Origin of the sequence: Vibrio sp. B4-6, assembly GCF_963888245.1 — a bacterium.
Classification (GTDB): domain Bacteria; phylum Pseudomonadota; class Gammaproteobacteria; order Enterobacterales; family Vibrionaceae; genus Vibrio; species Vibrio anguillarum.
In genome coordinates this window covers 32968-52441 of the sequence record NZ_CAWPIM010000011.1, presented here as the reverse complement: position 1 = coordinate 52441, position 19474 = coordinate 32968, and the positions used below count along the sequence as shown (strand labels likewise).

15 protein-coding genes are annotated in these 19474 nt (G+C 46.2%); 5 read left to right on the top strand and 10 right to left on the bottom strand.

Annotated elements, in window-relative coordinates:
- Positions 1–69: 69 nt before the first annotated feature.
- The 3 genes from AACV20_RS03190 to AACV20_RS03180 all read left to right on the top strand — a co-directional run bounded on the left by AACV20_RS03190 (position 70) and on the right by AACV20_RS03180 (position 2921).
- Positions 70–750: a TIGR00153 family protein gene (locus tag AACV20_RS03190; RefSeq protein WP_013856047.1), complete on the top strand. Its 681-nt coding sequence runs from the start codon at positions 70–72 to the stop codon at positions 748–750.
- A 144-nt stretch (positions 751–894) separates the two neighbouring features.
- Positions 895–2154, top strand: coding sequence for an inorganic phosphate transporter (locus AACV20_RS03185; RefSeq protein ID WP_026027278.1), 1260 nt, complete (start codon positions 895–897; stop codon positions 2152–2154).
- Positions 2155–2312: 158 nt separating this feature from the next.
- Positions 2313–2921: a TIGR04211 family SH3 domain-containing protein gene (locus tag AACV20_RS03180; RefSeq protein WP_094145830.1), complete on the top strand. Its 609-nt coding sequence runs from the start codon at positions 2313–2315 to the stop codon at positions 2919–2921.
- A 61-nt stretch (positions 2922–2982) separates the two neighbouring features.
- On the opposite strand, the gene AACV20_RS03175 is transcribed toward AACV20_RS03180, so the two are convergent.
- Positions 2983–3753 carry a general secretion pathway protein GspB gene (locus tag AACV20_RS03175; RefSeq protein WP_170906871.1) on the bottom strand — a complete coding sequence of 257 codons (771 nt, stop codon included), beginning with the start codon at positions 3751–3753 and terminating at the stop codon, positions 2983–2985.
- Entirely contained in the window at positions 3753–5351 is a 1599-nt protein-coding gene (locus tag AACV20_RS03170; protein WP_170906870.1) for an ExeA family protein, read from the bottom strand. Before AACV20_RS03170 ends, AACV20_RS03175 begins: the two co-directional genes overlap by 1 nt.
- A gap of 88 nt (positions 5352–5439) precedes the next feature.
- Here AACV20_RS03170 and AACV20_RS03165 point away from each other — a divergent pair, with 88 nt between their 5' ends.
- Entirely contained in the window at positions 5440–6651 is a 1212-nt protein-coding gene (locus tag AACV20_RS03165; protein ID WP_170906869.1) for a multifunctional CCA addition/repair protein, read from the top strand.
- Positions 6652–6767: 116 nt separating this feature from the next.
- On the opposite strand, the gene eno is transcribed toward AACV20_RS03165, so the two are convergent.
- The 5 genes from eno to rlmD form a co-directional block, all read right to left on the bottom strand.
- Positions 6768–8069 carry a phosphopyruvate hydratase gene (gene eno, locus AACV20_RS03160; protein WP_013856041.1) on the bottom strand — a complete coding sequence of 434 codons (1302 nt, stop codon included), beginning with the start codon at positions 8067–8069 and terminating at the stop codon, positions 6768–6770.
- 79 nt (positions 8070–8148) lie between these two features.
- Positions 8149–9789 (bottom strand): CTP synthase, encoded by a 1641-nt coding sequence (locus tag AACV20_RS03155; protein WP_013856040.1) that lies wholly within the window; start codon positions 9787–9789, stop codon positions 8149–8151.
- 223 nt (positions 9790–10012) lie between these two features.
- Positions 10013–10810, bottom strand: coding sequence for a nucleoside triphosphate pyrophosphohydrolase (gene mazG / locus AACV20_RS03150; RefSeq protein WP_017046491.1), 798 nt, complete (start codon positions 10808–10810; stop codon positions 10013–10015).
- Between the two features lie 134 nt (positions 10811–10944).
- Positions 10945–13167: a GTP diphosphokinase gene (relA, locus tag AACV20_RS03145; RefSeq protein ID WP_170906868.1), complete on the bottom strand. Its 2223-nt coding sequence runs from the start codon at positions 13165–13167 to the stop codon at positions 10945–10947.
- Between the two features lie 63 nt (positions 13168–13230).
- Complete coding sequence (gene rlmD / locus AACV20_RS03140) at positions 13231–14553, bottom strand: 23S rRNA (uracil(1939)-C(5))-methyltransferase RlmD (RefSeq protein ID WP_170906867.1); 1323 nt, start codon at positions 14551–14553, stop codon at positions 13231–13233.
- Between the two features lie 183 nt (positions 14554–14736).
- On the opposite strand from rlmD, the gene barA reads away from it, so the two are divergent.
- Positions 14737–17517, top strand: a complete 2781-nt coding sequence (barA, locus tag AACV20_RS03135; RefSeq protein WP_094132270.1) for a two-component sensor histidine kinase BarA — start codon at positions 14737–14739, stop codon at positions 17515–17517.
- A 93-nt stretch (positions 17518–17610) separates the two neighbouring features.
- Here the strand turns inward: barA and acpS are convergent, their stop codons facing one another.
- From acpS to recO, 3 genes are read right to left on the bottom strand one after another with little or no spacing between them, the layout of a single operon-like run.
- Positions 17611–17991, bottom strand: coding sequence for a holo-ACP synthase (gene acpS / locus AACV20_RS03130; RefSeq protein WP_017047439.1), 381 nt, complete (start codon positions 17989–17991; stop codon positions 17611–17613).
- 9 nt (positions 17992–18000) lie between these two features.
- Positions 18001–18732, bottom strand: coding sequence for a pyridoxine 5'-phosphate synthase (gene pdxJ, locus AACV20_RS03125; RefSeq protein WP_013856034.1), 732 nt, complete (start codon positions 18730–18732; stop codon positions 18001–18003).
- On the bottom strand, positions 18729–19457 hold the full coding sequence (gene recO, locus AACV20_RS03120) for a DNA repair protein RecO (protein WP_026027280.1): 729 nt from the start codon (positions 19455–19457) through the stop codon (positions 18729–18731). The genes pdxJ and recO overlap by 4 nt, the downstream gene beginning before the upstream one ends.
- Positions 19458–19474 lie beyond the last annotated feature (17 nt).

Sequence of the window (19474 nt, the reverse complement as noted above, 5' to 3'; positions counted from 1 at the left end):
CCATCGCTCAACATTTCGCCATGAATGGTGTATGTTATTTTAAGGTTATATTTTTTAGGTTGAACGACCATGCCAGTAAATACAATTATGGGGTTATTTGCAAAGTCCCCTATAAAGCCTTTGCAGCGCCACGTTGTGTGTGTGAATGAATGTTGCTCTCACTTAGTCAATTTCTTTGAAGTTTGTTCAAAGGGTGACTGGGAGAAAGCAGGTGAAATTCGAGCCCAAATTTCTCATTTAGAGAAAGAAGCGGACGTACTCAAGCGTGAAATTCGTCTTAAACTACCACGCGGTTTATTTATGCCTGTCGATCGTACTGACATGCTAGAGCTGTTAACTCAGCAAGATAAACTAGCCAACCTTGCAAAAGATATTGCAGGCCGTGTCTACGGTCGTCAATTGATCATCCCAGAGCCTCTTCAAGAAAACTTCATTGCCTACGTAAAACGCTGCCTTGATGCAGCAAATCAAGCGCAAAAAGTGATCAATGAGCTCGATGAGTTATTGGAAACAGGATTTAAAGGTCGTGAAGTCACACTGGTGGCGGAAATGATCAATCAACTGGATGTGATTGAAGATGACACCGATGCGATGCAGGTTCGACTCCGCCAACAATTAATGGCTATTGAGTCGAAAATGAATCCGATCGATGTAATGTTCTTGTACAAAATTCTAGAATGGGTGGGCGGCATTGCCGATCAAGCTCAGCGCGTTGGCGCTCGTCTTGAACTAATGCTTTCTCGCTCTTAAATCAGTAAGTTAACCAAATAACGAAGAGCAAAACTTGATCCATCAGCTTAGGCGTTGATTATTTTCTCCGCTGATGGTTTTGACTCGCTTCGAGAAAATGAGTCCAGTTATGCTCCGCTTGTTATCAAAAGACTAGGTATTACGATGGATATCCTTGCGAACTACGGCACTGTCCTGATTCTTGTTGCAGCCGCTTTTGGCTTCATGATGGCGATTGGTATTGGTGCAAATGATGTTGCTAATGCAATGGGAACTTCAGTAGGCTCAAAAGCGCTAACCGTAAAACAAGCTATTATCATTGCGATGATTTTTGAATTCGCTGGTGCATATTTAGCGGGTGGTGAAGTAACCGAAACCATTCGTAACAGCGTCATCGAACCCGCACTTTTCGCTCACCAACCCGACGTTCTTGTTTATGGCATGATGTCTGCGCTTCTCGCCGCCGGAACATGGTTATTGCTGGCTTCATACATGGGTTGGCCTGTATCAACGACTCACTCTATCATCGGCGCCATTATCGGATTTGCCTGCATATCTGTCGGCCCAGAAGCGGTTGATTGGGCCTCAGTAAAAGGCATAGTAGGCAGTTGGATTGTCACCCCAGTCATTTCTGGTTTGTTCGCCTACTTAATCTTCGTCAGTGCTCAACGATTGATTTTCGATACTGAAAATCCACTGATGAATGCCAAACGCTTTGTTCCTATTTATATGTTCATCACCACTATGGTGATCGCACTGGTTACCATCAAAAAAGGCCTTAAACATATAGGCTTACACCTGAGCACCGGTGAAGCATGGTTATGTTCTGCGGCGTTATCAGGCCTTGTTATGGTCGGTGGTTACTACTACATCAAGAGAAAATTTGCCAACCGCGAAGAAGACCATGGGTTTTCCGGTGTTGAGAGCATCTTTAGCGTATTGATGGTGATCACTGCGTGTGCAATGGCTTTTGCGCATGGTTCAAATGATGTAGCTAACGCGATTGGTCCTCTGTCTGCGGTGGTTTCAACTGTTGAAAGCTTGGGGGCTGTTAGTGCTAAAAGCTCAATTGCTTGGTGGATTTTGCCACTGGGTGGTTTTGGTATTGTGGTTGGCCTAGCTACCCTTGGTCACAAAGTGATGGCGACGGTCGGTACGGGTATCACTGAACTGACGCCAAGCCGTGGCTTTGCCGCTCAGTTGGCAACAGCGTCAACGGTCGTATTGGCATCAGGTACTGGCCTTCCAATCTCAACCACACAAACACTTGTTGGTGCGGTATTAGGGGTTGGTTTTGCTCGTGGAATTGCGGCATTGAATCTAGGTGTGGTGCGTAATATCGTTGCTTCATGGATTGTCACCTTGCCAGCAGGCGCTTTACTTGCGGTCATTTTCTTCTATGCCCTGCAAGCAATATTTGGCTAATACAATAAGTCAATAGATTGTAAGTGCAATGTCATTAATTGACTCAAACGCACAGAAAGGGAGGCTTAGCCTCCCTTCTTTGTTGCACCAATCAACGAAACTTCTTAATATTTGTCGAAAGCATTTTAATACCTCATTTGATAGCTAAAGGACTTATCGTGAAAAAACTGATCTGCATGGTTTTACTGACCATGTTGGCTGCGCCAACGTTTGCGCAAGACCGCTATATTGCGGACAAACTCTTTACTTATATGCATTCAGGTCCAAGTAACCAATTTCGCATTCTCGGCAGCATCGATGCAGGAGACAAAGTAAAGCTGCTTGATGTTAATAACGATACTGGTTATAGCCAAATTGCCGATGAGAAAGGCCGCACGGGTTGGGTTGAAAGCCGTTTTGTCACTCGCCAAGAAAGCATGGCGATGCGTTTGCCGAAATTGGAGAGTGAGCTGGCCGAAGTGAAAAGTAAATTGGCCAATGCAAAGCAAAATGCAGACAGTGAAAAAGCCGGATTGGCCAATTCATTAGAGGCTCGCAATCAACAAATTTCAGAGTTAGAACAAAACTACAGTGATATCAGCAAGCAGCTCACTGATTCACAAACTGAAATTCGCGAACTGCGCGCTAAGCTGGATACTCAGAAAGAGGATCTACTGCTTAAATACTTTACTTACGGGGGCGGCGTAGCGGGTATTGGTCTGTTACTTGGACTAATTTTGCCACACATTATCCCACGCCGTAAGAAACACCCTTCTGGTTGGGCATAGTCTCCCTAACTGACTGGATCTATCACTTGAAAAACGGTCACCAGAGAAAGGTGACCGTTTTTTATCCTTTCCAATCATAAAGAGCTGGGATTTCAATCAATTCACCATCGAAACGTATCAAGGTTGATTGCGGATTGATCTCGACTAATTGCACACCATTCACCACATCATCACCTACCTTTCGCTCTACGCCATTAATTTTTACCCATCGTTTATCTGTACGACTTGAATAAACGTGAGTCTGGAAATTCAGCGCTGGGATACGACCTGAAAAGGTATCAAGATGTTCTGTGAGCAGAAGATGATCTTTTGATGTGTCTCCTACAAGTACGACTTGATCTTTGCCTTGAATCGCCAACTCAACTCGTTGTACCAATTCCGGGGATAATTGACTTAAGTCGAGATCATTAAGGCCAAACTCCTGATCTGCGTTTTTATCTCGCCGCGGCTCACTAGTCGTCAACTGGGTACCATGTAAAGGAGTAAATGGCGGCGTAGAGCTTGTCTCGGTAAGTGTTTTTACTCGTGGTGTATTGGTTTGTAACTCACCAAAGTCAGGGTATTCCAGAACTTGGTAAGCCCCCTCTTGTTGCACAACTTGTGGCGCATTGCGCTTCAATTGTTCTAGCTCATCGATTCGAGCTTGGTATGAATGATAAATAAGATAACCGCAGCAGAGTAACGATGGAGCAAACAACACGGTAAGCGATGATTTCGAGCACCATGAAGATGGCAAGGATTGATTAAACACTGCCACATGAGAAGAGTACGGCAAGCTTTTGCTCTGGTGGCTCAGCTCTGATTGCTCTAATGCTTTAAGCACTTGCGACATTATCCTTGCTCCTTAGTAATGAGAAGACGAGGTGCGTTGTGTTGAGTCAATAGCTCAAGCCGACTTATAGTGCGAGCCCCAGCAATACCATCGCTGTCCATTTTTTGCCAGCGTTGGAAAAAAGCTACTTTGCGCTTTACCTCACCATCAAATTGTTGATGCCCTGTGGCTTGCTCTCCAAGTAACTGAGACAATTTTTGGTCAAGCAGTTCAACATCATCTCCTTGCATGCCCTGTTTCAACGTTCGGAGTAAATCGTGCTGCCAAATGTAGTGATATTCTCCTGTCCATACGTCACTGAGCTGACTTTGGTTAATTTGCACATGCTTTCCTGCCATTAACAATTGCACCTGTTCAGCATTGATCTGGTACAGCACCGCATAAGCTTGTGTTTGCTCCGCAGCTAAAGTAAGCACCACTGGCAAATTTAACTGCTTTAATTGGTTGAAATCACCCTGCATACGCTGACATTGAAAGCGTCCTTGTGCTTGAGCATCACAAAAACTATCGGCCAAAGATGCGCTGTAACCCCACACTTTATAAAGATCGCTAATAGCCGCTTCCAATGCCTTCGAGCGTTCTAGATCTTGTTCCAATTGAGCACTGATCACCACTTGAGTGATCGGTTTAGGTAATTCAGGGGAAGGCAACGCAAAGCGCATCATGCGATCAATCCATGGCGGGCTAAACCACGCAATGAACACAGCTAACACTAAGCCCGCAATGAGAGGAGAGCGATACGATATTGAAGACGGTACGAGGCGAGCATGAGGCGACTGATAGACCGAAGACTGAAAATTCATGACCTCTTGACCCGCGGTACGCACTAATTCAAATGAGAGCGCTTTCACGCCCTGCTGATAGGCTAACTTGAAACTCGCATCGCACACTAAGTTAATTAAACGCGGAATACCGTGGGTCTGTTCCGCTATCCATTTGATACTTTTCTGATCAAACCAATCCTTGTGACCGCCGGCTAACGCTAAACGAAAGTGGATGTACTGCTCTGTCTCTTGAACATTGAGAGGCAGCAAGTGATAACGACCGGTAATACGTTGCGCAAGTTGGCGTAACTGAGGTAATTGCAATTTTTGTTGTAACTCAGGCTGACCAATCAGTAAAACCTTAAGCAACTTACGGCTCTCCGTTTCAAGGTTAGTCAGTAGTCGCAACTGTTCCAGTACATCGGCGGCCAGATGCTGCGCTTCATCTATCACTAATAGCGTCTGTTTCCCTTGCGCGTGGTTATGCAGTAAATGATGATAAATTACTTGGCTAAGCGCTTTTAAACTCCCTGAAGGTGGGTAAGACAGCGCAAACTCATCACAAATCGCTTCAAGCAACTCGATGTTCGAAAAAGTTGGATTTAAAATAAACCCCGCCAGAGTACTATCATCGAGTGCCGCAAGCATCGCTCTTGCGATGGTTGTTTTGCCAGTCCCCACTTCGCCAGTTAATAGCGCAAAACCACCACCATCACCCAGCCCTGCTTGTAAATGTTGCATCGCTTCACGATGACGATGGCTCAAAAATAGGTAACGAGAGCTCGGTACAATTGAAAATGGCGGCTCGGTAAATCCAAAAAATTCCTTATACATTCTCTCGTCTCTATCATTTCACTGTGATGAAAAGTACCATTACTAACATCAATCGCCAATGGCGTTTCAGCATATTTAAGGTAATCCGGTGCAAGTATACTTAGTTGGGGGCGCGGTACGCGATCAGTTGCTCCATATTGATATCTATGACAAAGATTGGGTTGTAGTAGGCAGCAGCCCAGAGCAAATGCTGGCCACTGGTTTTACTCCTGTAGGAAAAGATTTTCCCGTATTTCTTCACCCGAAAACGAAACAAGAGTATGCCCTTGCTCGCACTGAGCGCAAAACTGGCGCTGGCTACACAGGCTTTGCCTGCTACTACGCACCCGATGTGACTTTGGAAGAGGATCTCGCCCGCCGCGATCTGACCATTAACGCCATCGCACAAGATAACGCTGGTAAGCTTATTGACCCCTATGGCGGCCAGCGCGATCTGCACAATCGCCTACTGCGCCATGTTTCTGATGCCTTTATCGAAGATCCACTACGCGTCCTTCGCGTGGCTCGTTTTGCGGCCAAATTCGCACATTTAGATTTTACCATTGCCGATGAAACCATGGCACTGATGAAACAAATAACGCAATCAGGTGAGTTGCAACACTTAACCGCCGAGCGCGTATGGCAAGAGTGGCAGAAATCACTGGCCACTCAGCATCCAGAAATATTTCTTTCTGTTTTATATGAATGCGGTGCACTTAAAGTGGTATTACCCGAACTGAATCGCCTGTTTGGTGTTCCTCAACCGGAAAAATGGCATCCTGAAATTGATACCGGAGTACACACCTTGATGGTTGCAGCGCAAGCGGCGAAGCTCTCTTCATCGATAGCGGTTCGTTTTGCAGCGCAAGTGCATGACTTAGGCAAAGGAGTCACACCTAAAAGCGAATGGCCCAGCCATAAAATGCACTGTCACACAGGAATTAACATCATTAAAGCCTTGTGCGAGCGGGTGCGTATTCCAAATGAGTGTAAAGAGTTGGCACTACTCGTCTGCGAGCAGCATTCCAATATTCATCGAGCGGCAGAATTAAAACCCAGCACCAAACTCAAAATACTCGATAAACTCGATGCATGGCGCAAGCCTGAGCGCTTGCTGGACGTTTTACTTTGTTGTCAGGCCGATCATGCGGGTCGATTAGGTTGCGAAGAGACCCCTTATCCGCAACGCGATATTTTTCTCAAAGCTTATCAAGCGGCACTGAGTATCGATGTACAACAGGTGATCCGTGATGGTTTTCAAGGGAAAGCGATCAAAGAAGAACTGGATAAACGACGGATCGCAGCGATTAGCGCGGTGTAAATCTTTCCCTTCTTAACTCGCAATTCAAAATGCGAGTTGCGATAGCAGAAAAAACAAAACGCCCTGCATTGCAGGGCGTTCTTTAAAGTAATGATGCTAAGCTGTATCCAGTGGGATTAAGCTTGGCCTTTCACTTCTTTAAGACCGTTGAAAGGAGCACGACCAGCTAGCGCTTCTTCAATACGGATTAGTTGGTTGTACTTAGCAACACGGTCAGAACGGCTCATAGAACCCGTTTTGATTTGACCTGCAGCTGTACCTACCGCTAGATCAGCGATAGTTGCATCTTCAGTTTCGCCAGAACGGTGAGAGATTACCGCTGTGTAACCTGCGTCTTTAGCCATCTTAATTGCAGCTAGAGTCTCAGTTAGAGAACCGATTTGGTTGAACTTGATAAGGATTGAGTTAACGATACCTTTCTCAATACCTTCTTTAAGGATCTTAGTGTTAGTAACGAATAGATCGTCACCCACTAGCTGAATTTTGTCGCCTAGAAGTTCAGTTTGGTGTTTGAAACCAGTCCAATCAGACTCGTCCAAACCGTCTTCGATAGAAACGATTGGGAATTGCTCAACAAGGCCCGCTAGGTAGTGGTTGAACTCTTCTGAAGTGAACGTTTTGCCTTCACCTTTCATGTTGTAGATGCCAGCGTCTTTGTCGAAGAACTCAGATGCTGCACAGTCCATCGCTAGAGTGATGTCTTTGCCTAGCACGTAGCCAGCCGCTGCAACTGCTTCTGCAATAACTTCTAGCGCTTCAGCGTTAGATTTTAGGTTAGGAGCGAAACCACCTTCGTCACCAACGGCAGTGTTGTAGCCTTTAGACTTCAGAACTTTAGCTAGGTTATGGAATACTTCTGCACCCATACGTACTGCTTCTTTAAGAGTTTTTGCGCCAACAGGTTGGATCATAAACTCTTGGATGTCTACGTTGTTATCTGCGTGCTCGCCACCGTTGATGATGTTCATCATTGGTAGAGGCATAGAGAATTGGCCAGCAGTACCATTTAGCTCAGCAATGTGCTCGTACAGAGGCATGCCTTTCGCAGCCGCAGCCGCTTTTGCGTTCGCTAGAGAAACCGCTAGGATTGCGTTCGCACCGAAGTTAGATTTGTTTTCAGTACCATCAAGGTCGATCATCACTTGGTCGATAGCTGCTTGATCTTTAGCATCTTTACCAACTAGAGCATCAGCAATTGGGCCGTTTACAGCTGCAATCGCTTTAAGAACACCTTTACCTAGGAAACGTGATTTGTCACCGTCACGTAGCTCAAGAGCTTCGCGAGAACCAGTAGATGCACCAGATGGCGCAGCTGCCATACCTACGAAACCGCCTTCTAGGTGAACTTCAGCTTCTACTGTTGGGTTACCACGTGAGTCGATGATTTCGCGACCTAGAACTTTAACGATCTTAGACATTAATGTTTCCTCTCGTTGAATTTAAATGTCAAAACTATAAAGGGCAGCAGCACAACAATTGCAACTGCCCGTATCCTTGTTACTTCTCTGATTCACCGCGTTGGAACTCACCTGCCGCTTTAATAAAGCCTGCAAATAGTGGGTGACCATCACGAGGGGTTGACGTGAATTCTGGGTGGAACTGAGCTGCTACAAACCATGGGTGAGCAGGGTTCTCAATCACTTCAACTAGCTTCTTATCAGCAGACAGACCTGATACTTTCAAGCCAGCTTTTTCGATCTGCGGACGAAGTTTATTATTAACTTCATAACGGTGACGATGACGTTCATGAATGGTTGCACTACCGTAAAGCTCATACGCTTTGGTGCCTTTCTCTAAGTGGCATAGCTGCGAACCAAGGCGCATAGTACCACCAAGATCAGACTTTTCAGTACGCTCTTCTACGTTACCTTCGTCATCTACCCATTCGGTGATCAAGCCTACCACAGGGTATTGAGTCTCTTTGTTAAATTCTGTTGAATGCGCACCTTTCATACCCGCAACGTTACGTGCGTATTCGATCAGCGCCACTTGCATACCTAAACAAATCCCTAAGTAAGGAACTTTGTTTTCGCGGGCATATTGCGCAGCAAGAATTTTGCCTTCGATACCGCGATCACCAAAACCGCCAGGTACGAGGATTGCGTCCAAACCAGTCAGCACTTCCGCACCTTTGGTTTCAACGTCTTGAGAATCGATGTATTTGATTTTCACGCTCAAACGGTTTTTCAAACCTGCGTGTTTCAGTGCTTCGTTAACCGATTTGTAAGCATCAGGCAATTCAATGTATTTACCGACCATCCCGATCACCACTTCAGCGGTTGGGTTAGCCTCTTCGTAAATCACTTGTTCCCATTCAGAAAGATCCGCTTCCGGTGCTTTAATACCAAAACGGTTACAAACGATGTCATCCAAACCTTGAGCTTTGATCAGTTGAGGGATCTTGTAGATAGAATCAACATCTTTCATCGAGATAACGGCTTTTTCAGGCACGTTACAGAACAAAGCAATTTTCTTACGTTCGTTCGCTGGGATAACGCGATCGCTACGACAAACCAAAATATCAGGCTGAATGCCGATAGAAAGCAGCTCTTTAACTGAATGTTGAGTCGGTTTGGTTTTCACTTCACCAGCAGCGGCAAGGTAAGGAACTAAAGTCAGGTGCATAAACATCGCGTGTTCACGGCCCACTTCAATCGCAAGCTGACGAATCGCTTCCATAAATGGCAATGACTCGATATCACCAACGGTTCCGCCCACTTCAACGATAGCGACATCGTGACCTTCAGAGCCTGCGATAACGCGATCTTTAATCGCATTAGTGATGTGTGGAATAACCTGAATCGTTGCACCTAGGTAGTCACCGCGGCGCTCTTTACGCAATACATCGGCATAAACACGACCAGCAGTAAAGTTATTGCGCTTGGTCATTTTGGTACGAATAAAACGTTCGTAGTGACCAAGGTCAAGGTCAGTTTCAGCGCCATCTTCCGTGACAAACACTTCACCATGTTGAGTTGGGCTCATTGTGCCTGGGTCAACGTTGATGTAAGGGTCAAGCTTCATCATAGTCACTTTAAGACCACGAGCTTCTAAAATCGCCGCAAGAGATGCTGCCGCAATACCTTTACCTAGAGAGGATACAACCCCGCCAGTAACAAAAATGTAATTTGTCGTCATGTTTAACCTGAAATTGGTTGAATGAGGGAAATGGATTTCTTCTGGACGGGATAAAAATATACCAGAAGCCCTTATTCGCTACAACGTGAAATCTATCACACTGTCATTTTTTATTTTTTGCTTCAAATCAAAGAGCACCGCTTGATATGGCTTATCACACCACTCAAATGAGTCAAATTTGTCTCAATGGGTGGGTTTTATTGTGGATTGCCAACACAGGGTATTACTTCGACTCCAAGCGCTTCACTTCATTCCACATCGCATCCAATTCTTCGAGAGAAAAATCGGTCAAGGTTTTGTGCTGACGTGCCACCAGCATTTCAATACCTTTAAATCGACGTGAAAACTTTCGATTTGCTTTATTTAACGCCACTTCTGGATCAATTTTTAAGTGCCGAGCAAAGTTAACGGTGGCAAATAATAGATCGCCCATTTCATCCTCTACTCGAACCGGATCAGGGTTAATTTGCAACGCCTCTTCCATGACTTCTTCGATCTCTTCTTGGACTTTATCAACCACTGGGCCGATAGAATCCCAATCAAAGCCATATTGGGCACACTTTTTTTGAATCTTTGTAGCACGTAAAAGAGACGGAAAAGCGTGTGGTATTGAGTCTAGAATACTTTGATCTTTTTTTCCTGCTTGTACCTTTTCTTTGGCTTTTTCAGCTTCCCAATTGGCGTTGATTTGCGCTTCATCCTCAAACTTGGCACCCGCAAAAACATGAGGATGGCGGCGCGTAAGTTTTTCATTCACCGTTTCAACAACTTGCGAGAAATCAAACAACCCTTGCTCTTTCGCCATTTGACTATAAAAAATAACTTGAAACAGCAAGTCACCTAATTCTTCTTTGAGATTAGGCCAATCTTGGTTGTGGATCGCTTCCACCACTTCATAGGTCTCTTCGATTGTGTAAGGAACAACCGTGTCAAAAGTTTGCTTGATATCCCAAGGACAACCTGTTTTTGGGTCACGCAACTGTGCCATGATCTGTTCCAGTTGTTCGATTGGGTGGCTCATTTATCCGCTCCTTACATCAATATTTAAAATAAAAAAGCGAGCAGTCATTGCCACTCGCCTTTGAAAACCCAAGGCGCTTGCGTCGCGATTTAATTGCGATTCACGCCAATAAGAGTGTTACTGTGATATGAAATTTAGCCTAGGCGTTTCACCAACATGACATCTTTGATCTGCTCTACTCGCATTGATACTCGTGACAGCGCTTCGATGTTGCTCACTTCAAGATCAAAATCCATGATGATCAACTGTCTTTTGTAGTCGCTACGACTTTTCATGCTGATGACTTTCACTTTCTCATTCGCAAGCAGGGTGGTGATGTCTTTGAGTAACCCACCTCGCTCCATCGCTTCAACGCGCAAAGTCAAAATATAGGTTCCAACAAACCCGCGCCCCCAAACGGTATCAATGATGCGTTCAGGTGCGTGATGGCTCAGCTCTTCTAGCTGTTCACAGTCACTGCGATGGACTGAAATACCACGCCCTTGAGTAATGTAACCTTTGATCTCATCACCTGGGATAGGTTGGCAACAGCGCGCTAGGTGTGTCATGAGGTTATCTACCCCTTCCACTACAACGGCATCTTTGTGCGCTCGATGTGGCTGAGCTGGACGAGTTTGCGCATCTTGCAATTTTTGCAGTGCTTGTTGATCTTCTTGCTCAGCGGTCGGCTTATTCACCAACGCATTGATGTGATTAACAATTTGGTTGATTCGCAGATCACCACTGCCAATGCCGACGTACAGCTCGTCAGGCGTATTGACGTTAAAACGTTTGAGCGCATATTTATCGGCATCTTTTAACGTGGCACCGATTTTGGCTAATTCTGATTCGAGGATCTCTCGTCCGGCTTCAAGGTTTTTCTCGCGGCCTTGTTTACGGAACCAGGCGTTAATCTTGGCGCGCGCACGGCCTGAATGAACAAACCCCGTTGCTGGATTTAGCCAATCACGCGACGGATTCGGCTCTTTCTGAGTGATGATTTCGACTTGATCACCCATAGATAATTTATGAGTAAATGGAACAATACGACCCGCGACTTTGGCACCGATGCAGCGATGCCCCACTTCAGAGTGAATATGGTAGGCAAAATCGAGCGGCGTGGCTCCCATGGGTAAATCAACCACATCACCACGAGGTGTAAAGGCGTAAACGCGATCATCAAACACCTGGCTACGCAGCTCGTCGATCATCTCACCCGAATCAGACATCTCTTCTTGCCAATCAAGAAGCTTACGCAACCAACTAATTTTCTCATCGTAACCGCTACGGGCAACCGTTGCGCCCTCTTTATATTTCCAGTGTGCAGCAACCCCAAGTTCAGACTCTTCATGCATCTGCTTAGTACGAATTTGAATTTCGATGGTTTTGCCTTCTGGCCCTAAAATCACCGTATGAATGGATTGATAGCCATTCGGTTTCGGATTAGCAACGTAATCATCAAATTCGCTAGGCAGGTGTTTGTATTTGGTATGAACGACGCCCAAGGCGGCGTAACAGTCTTGCAGTTGATCAGCAATAATGCGAACTGCACGCACATCAAACAGTTCATCGAAAGCCAACCCTTTCTTCTGCATTTTGCGCCAGATGCTATAGATGTGTTTCGGACGGCCACTCACTTCGGCATTGATATGAGAAAGCTTCATCTCGGCGCGCAAATCTTCGACAAAATCGTGAATATATTGTTCACGCACGATGCGGCGCTCGGAAAGCTGCTTAGCAATTTGTTTGTAGGTATCGGACTGCTGGTAGCGAAATGCGTAATCTTCAATTTCCCATTTGAGCTGACCAATGCCCAAGCGGTTTGCTAAAGGGGCATAGATATTGGCGCACTCTTTAGCCGCTACACGGCGAATTTCGTCAGGTTCATCTTTTACTTCACGTAAATTACAAATGCGCTCCGCTAATTTGATCACCACGCAACGAAAATCATCTACCATCGCAAGCAGCATGCGGCGAACGTTATCCACCTGCTCTGAAGCTTCACTGCCTTGCAAGGTAACGTTTAACTGACCAAGTGCCGCCATCTCTTCGACACCATCAATCAGCTTCACTATGCCTTTACCATAGGTCTCTTCTAATACTTCACGGTCAAAAAGCCCACTACTGACGATAGGAAAGAGCTGAGCCGCGACTAAAGTGGCGCGATCCATCGATAAGGTAATCAGGATTTCGATCATTTCACGGCCGCGCCACAGTAGTAGCGGTCCTTTGGCATGACCTTCTAATAACGTTTCACACTGACGATATACGTCCGTCAGTTTAGAAGCTGTGCTTTTATCTTGATGTAAACTCGCAATCCATTTATCTAGCTCAAACTGTTCGTCTGGATTCAAGTGTGCGCTTCGTACCGCAACCATCTGATTCGTCCTAGTTTTATAGTTTGTGGTATTCGACTAACTTCGACTGAGTTAGTTCTCTGTCTACCGACTTTTTACAAATAGCGCCATCGATTCTAAATGACTGGTGTGTGGAAACATATCCAACATGCCAAGTTTTACCAACTTATAACCTTGGCTGAGTAAACTTTGACTGTCTCTTGCCAGTGTTGCCGGGTTACAAGAAACGTACACCACTCGCTGAGCGCCGAGCTTAGCCAATTGGTCGACAATGCCTGCCGCCCCGTCTCGCGCTGGGTCGAGTAGTACTTTAGCAAATTTTTGCTTTGCCCACGCTTGCGTTGACATATCTTGTTCCAAATTTGCTTGGTAGAACGTGATATTGTCGATTTGATTGCGCTGCGCGTTTTGTGTCGCTTGCTCAACCATCTCATCCACACCTTCAATGCCCACCACCGATTGAGCGTATTGGGCCATCGGCAAACTAAAGTTCCCTACACCACAAAATAGGTCCAACACTCGGTCATCATCAGTCAAAGCTAACCATTCCAATGCTTGAGCCACCATTTTTTGGTTTATTTGGCGATTGACTTGAATAAAGTTGGAGGGCAAAAATTCGATAACTGATCCGGTTTCACGGTAGCTTGCCATCTCTCCGTGAAGACGTTCGAGCTGATCGCTTTCTGGCATCACATACAAAGTGAGATGATGCTGCTGAGCAAATGCCAGCAACGCCGCGTGATCTTCACTTGGCAGCGGCTGAAGATGGCGCAACACCATCACCGCGCCTTGATCACCCAGCACCAATTCAACATGGCCAATCGCTTGCTGAGATTTAAATTGCGTTAACAGCGCTTGGATAGGTGTAAGTAGCGTGTTGAGTTGTGGTTCTAGCACTGGGCAGTCCGTCACGTTAACGATTTGCTTGCTCTGCTTTTTGCGAAAGCCAAATTGCAGCTGTTGCTGCTTTTTGTCCCACAACACGCTGATGCGGGCGCGGCGGCGATAGCCTTTATCGGCGCAACTTATTGCGGGGCTCAATGCCAACGTTTGTCCGGCGAATTTACTCATCAATTGCGAGAGTGTTTGCTCTTTGTGCGCCACTTGCGCACTGTGCTCTAAATGCTGCAGATCGCAACCACCACATTGACCGTAATGGCGACAAAATGGCGTCACGCGTTGTTCACTGGCCGTTAAGACTTTAATCAACTGACCGCGAGAGTATTTACTTTTGCTTTCAGTTAGCTGCATCAGCACTTGCTCACCGGGCAGCGCGCCATCAACAAAAAGCAGTTTATTGTGTTGATAAGCGATACCAGAACCTTGATGATCAAGACGTTCAATCAATACCGTTTGATGTTTTGTTTCTAATTGCGCTTTCTTTTTCGGTTGGAAAAAACGTGCCATGCTCTGTGCCTAAGTAAAATTAAATCGATGTTTTTTGCCCTAGCGTCACTATTTAGTGCGGGGATGATTGTCGAACTTACTCGACTTGATTAAGCTAGCCGTCAATTAAACGATTTTCGTACAGGCTTGCTCATCAAATTGCGGGCTATTTTCCCATATCCACACCACGATGTTTAGACAATAATGACCAGATATGGCTTACGCGCGCGCGTTATTACTTTAACCTTAGCTCCAACCTTAATTATCGGCTTGTTGCTCAGTGCTTTTTTCTCATTCAATCGCTACCATGATCTGGAAAAACAGGTGATCAATGCGGGGGCAAGCATCATCGAGCCCTTGGCCATTGCTAGTGAAGACGCCTTAAAAAACCAAAGCCGTGAGTCGGTACGCCGCATTATCAGCTACGCGCATCGGAAGAACTCTAAATTTGTCCGCAGTATTGCGGTGTTTGACGCCAACCACGAACTGTTTGTCACCTCGAATTTTCACCCTAACTTTGAAAGCTTAACTTATCCAAAAGATAAGCCCATTCCGATTTTAAGCAGCTCAAATCTCACCGAGAACACTTTAATACTGCGCACGCCAATTTTGGCTGAAAACCGTCTAACCGAAGGCATAAATGCCAATACATCAACGCCTGCGCTCGGCTATATCGCGATAGAGTTGGATCTCTCTTCATTGCGTTTACAACAGTATCAAGAGGTCTTTTCCGCCTTTTTAGTGCTTGCGCTTGGGCTCGGTTTATCAGGGATGTTCGCATTCCGACTCCTGCACGATGTGACTCGCCCTATCTCACACATGAAAAACATGGTGGATAGAATTCGTCGCGGCCACCTTGATGTGCGGATCGAAGGCAAAATGCACGGTGAGTTAGATTCGCTCAAAAAAGGGATCAACGCGATGGCGGTATCGCTATCGGAATATCACGTCGAAATGCAGCACAGTATCGACCAAGCCACCTCGGATTTGCGAGAAACCTTAGAGCAGTTGGAAATCCAAAACGTTGAATTGGACATTGCCAAAAAACGCGCCCAAGAAGCCGCGCGCATAAAATCAGAATTTCTTGCTAACATGTCCCATGAGTTGCGCACGCCACTTAACGGTGTCATTGGCTTCACCCGCCAAATGCTCAAAACCCAGTTGACGAATAGCCAAGCAGATTACTTACAAACCATTGAAAAATCGGCTAATAACTTATTGAACATCATCAATGACATTTTGGATTTCTCCAAGCTAGAAGCCGGTAAGTTAGCACTGGAAAATATTCCGTTCGAGTTTCAAGAGAGTTTGGAAGAGGTGGTTAACCTCCAAGCGACCAGTGCTCATGAAAAAGGATTGGAAATCACTCTTAAAGTGGATCAAAAAATCCCAGCAGGCTTGGTAGGTGACCCACTTCGTATCCAACAAGTGTTGACCAACCTTGTCGGTAACTCGATTAAGTTCACCGAACGTGGCAACATCGACATCAGTGTTGAATTGCGCTCACAACGCGACAATGTGGTTGAGCTGCAATTTATGGTGCGCGACACCGGCATTGGTATTTCAGAGCGCCAACAAGCACAGCTGTTCCAAGCCTTTAGCCAAGCCGATGCCAGTATTTCTCGTCGCTACGGCGGCACTGGACTTGGTTTGGTTATTACTCAGAAATTGGTCAGCCACATGGGCGGCGAAATTAGCCTCACCAGCCGCCTTCACCAAGGTTCCACCTTCTGGTTTACGCTGCGTCTTAATACCACTGAAATGCCGATGAGCGACTGGCTTGATCCACATATTTTGAGCAATAAACAGTTGTTGCTCGTTGAACCCAATATGCAAGCCGCCTCCATCATTCAGCAAATGTTGGTGCAGGCAGGGTTAACCGTCACATATCGAGCGGTGATGCCAGAAGAGACGGATCGCTTCGATTATGTATTACTCAATTTAGCCCCAAGTAGAGAGACTGATTTAGATTTGGTTGAGCAGTGGGTCACAAAGGCTATTCAGCTTGCCGACAACGTGATTATCGGTACACCAAGTACCGAGCTCGCCCTATCCGATTATTTAATGCAGCATCATCCAGTGCAGTGCATTACCAAGCCACTGTCGCGTAAAAAATTGCTGCAACTGTTAATCGCGCACCAACCGGTACAGCCTGCCATTCAAGATCTACCGATCACACTCGATACACTGCCCCTGAAAGTAATGGCGGTGGATGATAACCCTGCCAACCTCAAACTGATCATGGCCCTGCTGCAAGAACGTGTTGAAACCGTCATCGCTTGTACGAATGGCCAAGAAGCGGTCGAACAAGCAAGCCGCCAGAAATTTGATATGATTTTGATGGACATCCAAATGCCACAGATGGATGGGGTCACCGCTTGCCAGGAAATTAAGAAAACGGTACTCAATCACCAAACGCCCGTGATTGCGGTAACGGCTCATGCAATGATCGGAGAGCGCGATCGTCTGCTGAAAGAAGGAATGGATGATTACCTCACTAAGCCGATTGAAGAGCACATCTTGCAGCAAGTGTTAGCACACTGGAACCCCTACGCCAACCGTAAACAGTTGGAGAAATTACAACTCACAGAACAAGTTATACCGTCGCCGTCACAGGAAGCTGAGCAGCCTAATCACACCATTATCATTGACTGGCAAAATGCACTCAAACAATCAGCCAACAAGGAAGATTTGGCCAAAGAGCTGCTACAGATGCTAGTTGATTCGATTCCACAGGTGAGCCAAGTCGTCAGTATGGCGTTGGAAGATGATGAATACTCTACTCAAGATCTACTGCACCATATTCATAAACTGCACGGCAGTTGCTCATACAGTGGCGTCCCCCGCTTGAAAAAAGTGTGCGCGGCGCTCGAACAGGCATTGCGCTCAGGCAAATCCATCAGCGATGTCGAACCAGAGTTATTTGAATTACAAGATGAGATGGACAAAGTAATCGCCACCGCTAAACCGTATTTAAGCGAATGAGCAATTTAACCCAAGAGACAATTTAACCGAATGAAAAAAGGGGCTTGCCGCTCAGCAGTATTTGCTTGTCAGCAAGCAGAGAAGATTGACAGATTAAGACTCTAAAATCACCGTCGCCACCGCATAATGACGCTCATCAGAAATGGTTAGGTGAATGTGATTCACACTGGCTGTGGCAGCCAACTGCTTAGCCTTACCTGATAGTATTAGCACGGGTTTTCCGTTGGCGTCGTTGGTGACGGTAAAATCCTGAAAGCTAACGCCATGCGCAATACCCGTACCAAGCGCTTTAGATGCCGCTTCTTTAGCGGCAAAACGTTTCGCTAAATAGCGCCCTTTTTTCTTGAGCGAATGGAACACCGCCAATTCATCTTGGGTTAGCACCCGCTCGGCAAAAGCATCGCCACTGCGTGACAATGCTTTTTCTATGCGTTCAATTTCCGCAATATCAGTCCCTAAGCCGATAATCGCCATCGGTAGACCTTATTTGCGAGCCGCTTGCATGATGGCTTTCATATCGGCGACCGATTTTTCCAAACCATCAAATACAGCACGCCCGATAATCGAGTGACCAATGTTGAGTTCGTAAATCTCAGGCAATGCAGCAATGGCAGCTACGTTGTGGTAAGTCAAGCCGTGACCAGCGTTCACCGTAATACCCAAATCACTCGCATAGCTCGCAGCCGCCGCAATTTTCTTTAACTCATCTTGCTGATCCGCTTCGGTTGTTGCATCGGCGTAATGACCAGTATGCAATTCAATAAACGGTGCACCGCAAGTTTTAGCCGCGTTAATCTGCTCACGATCAGCATCAATAAACAGAGAGACTTTGATGCCTGCAGCGGTCAGTTTTTCGGTTGCCGCTTTCACTTTGTCAAGCTGTCCTAATACGTCCAGCCCACCTTCCGTCGTTAGTTCTTCACGCTTTTCAGGCACTAAACACACAAATTCAGGTTGGGTTTGCAGAGCAATATCAATCATTTCGTCGGTAACGGCCATCTCGAGGTTCATTCGAGTTTGCAACGTCTCGCGTAAAATACGCACATCGCGATCCTTGATATGGCGTCGGTCTTCACGTAGGTGAATGGTAATGCCATCAGCTCCGGCACGCTCTGCCATTTCAGCAGCATGCACGGGATCTGGGTATTTAGTACCGCGGGCATTTCGTAACGTGGCGATGTGATCGATATTAACGCCTAAGTAAATTGCGCTCATTTTCCTATACTCCGTACTCTGGAAAAACTAGACATGGGCAGGAAAAGCTCCCTGCTTTTTAAAGGTTTGCCGCCAAGATACGGCTTTAACGCTATGCGTGTAAAGCGTTTTGCCGCTTGAAGCTGCTCTTTACTGACAAAGCGCCGCTCACTAATGGCAATCAACTCATCGCCCATAAACGTGAGGTTATCGCGCCTGACAGAAGCGATAAAACCTTTTTGCTCACGATAGCGATAAGTCATGCGAGGATCGATGGCTTCTCCCGTTCCGGCGCAATGCAAGAAATCAACGCCATAACCCATTGAAGCTAGCAACGCGAGTTCAAAACGGCGCAGTGCTGGTTCTGGATTTTCACACTGAGCTAACTCGGTGAGTGCATGCAGATAATCATGGAACAGACCTGGGCAAGGCACTTCTTGCGCAAGCACGCGGCCAATCAGCTCATTGACGTACATGGCAGAATAGAGATGAATACCACTGAGTGGTAAGCCAAGGCTAATCGGTTCAGCTTGGCGTAAGGTTTTCATTGAACCGTTGCCTGACCATTTGAGCAATAAGGGGGTAAAAGGTTGCAGTGCACCTTTTAAGTTCGATCGTTTACTGCGTGCGCCTTTGGACATTAAGGTGACGCGGCCATACTCCTCGCTAAACACATCAAGGATTAGGCTCGACTCGCTATAAGGACGTCGATGAAGGACAAAACAGCGCTGTAAACCGTCTGACATATCAGCACTCAAAGGTG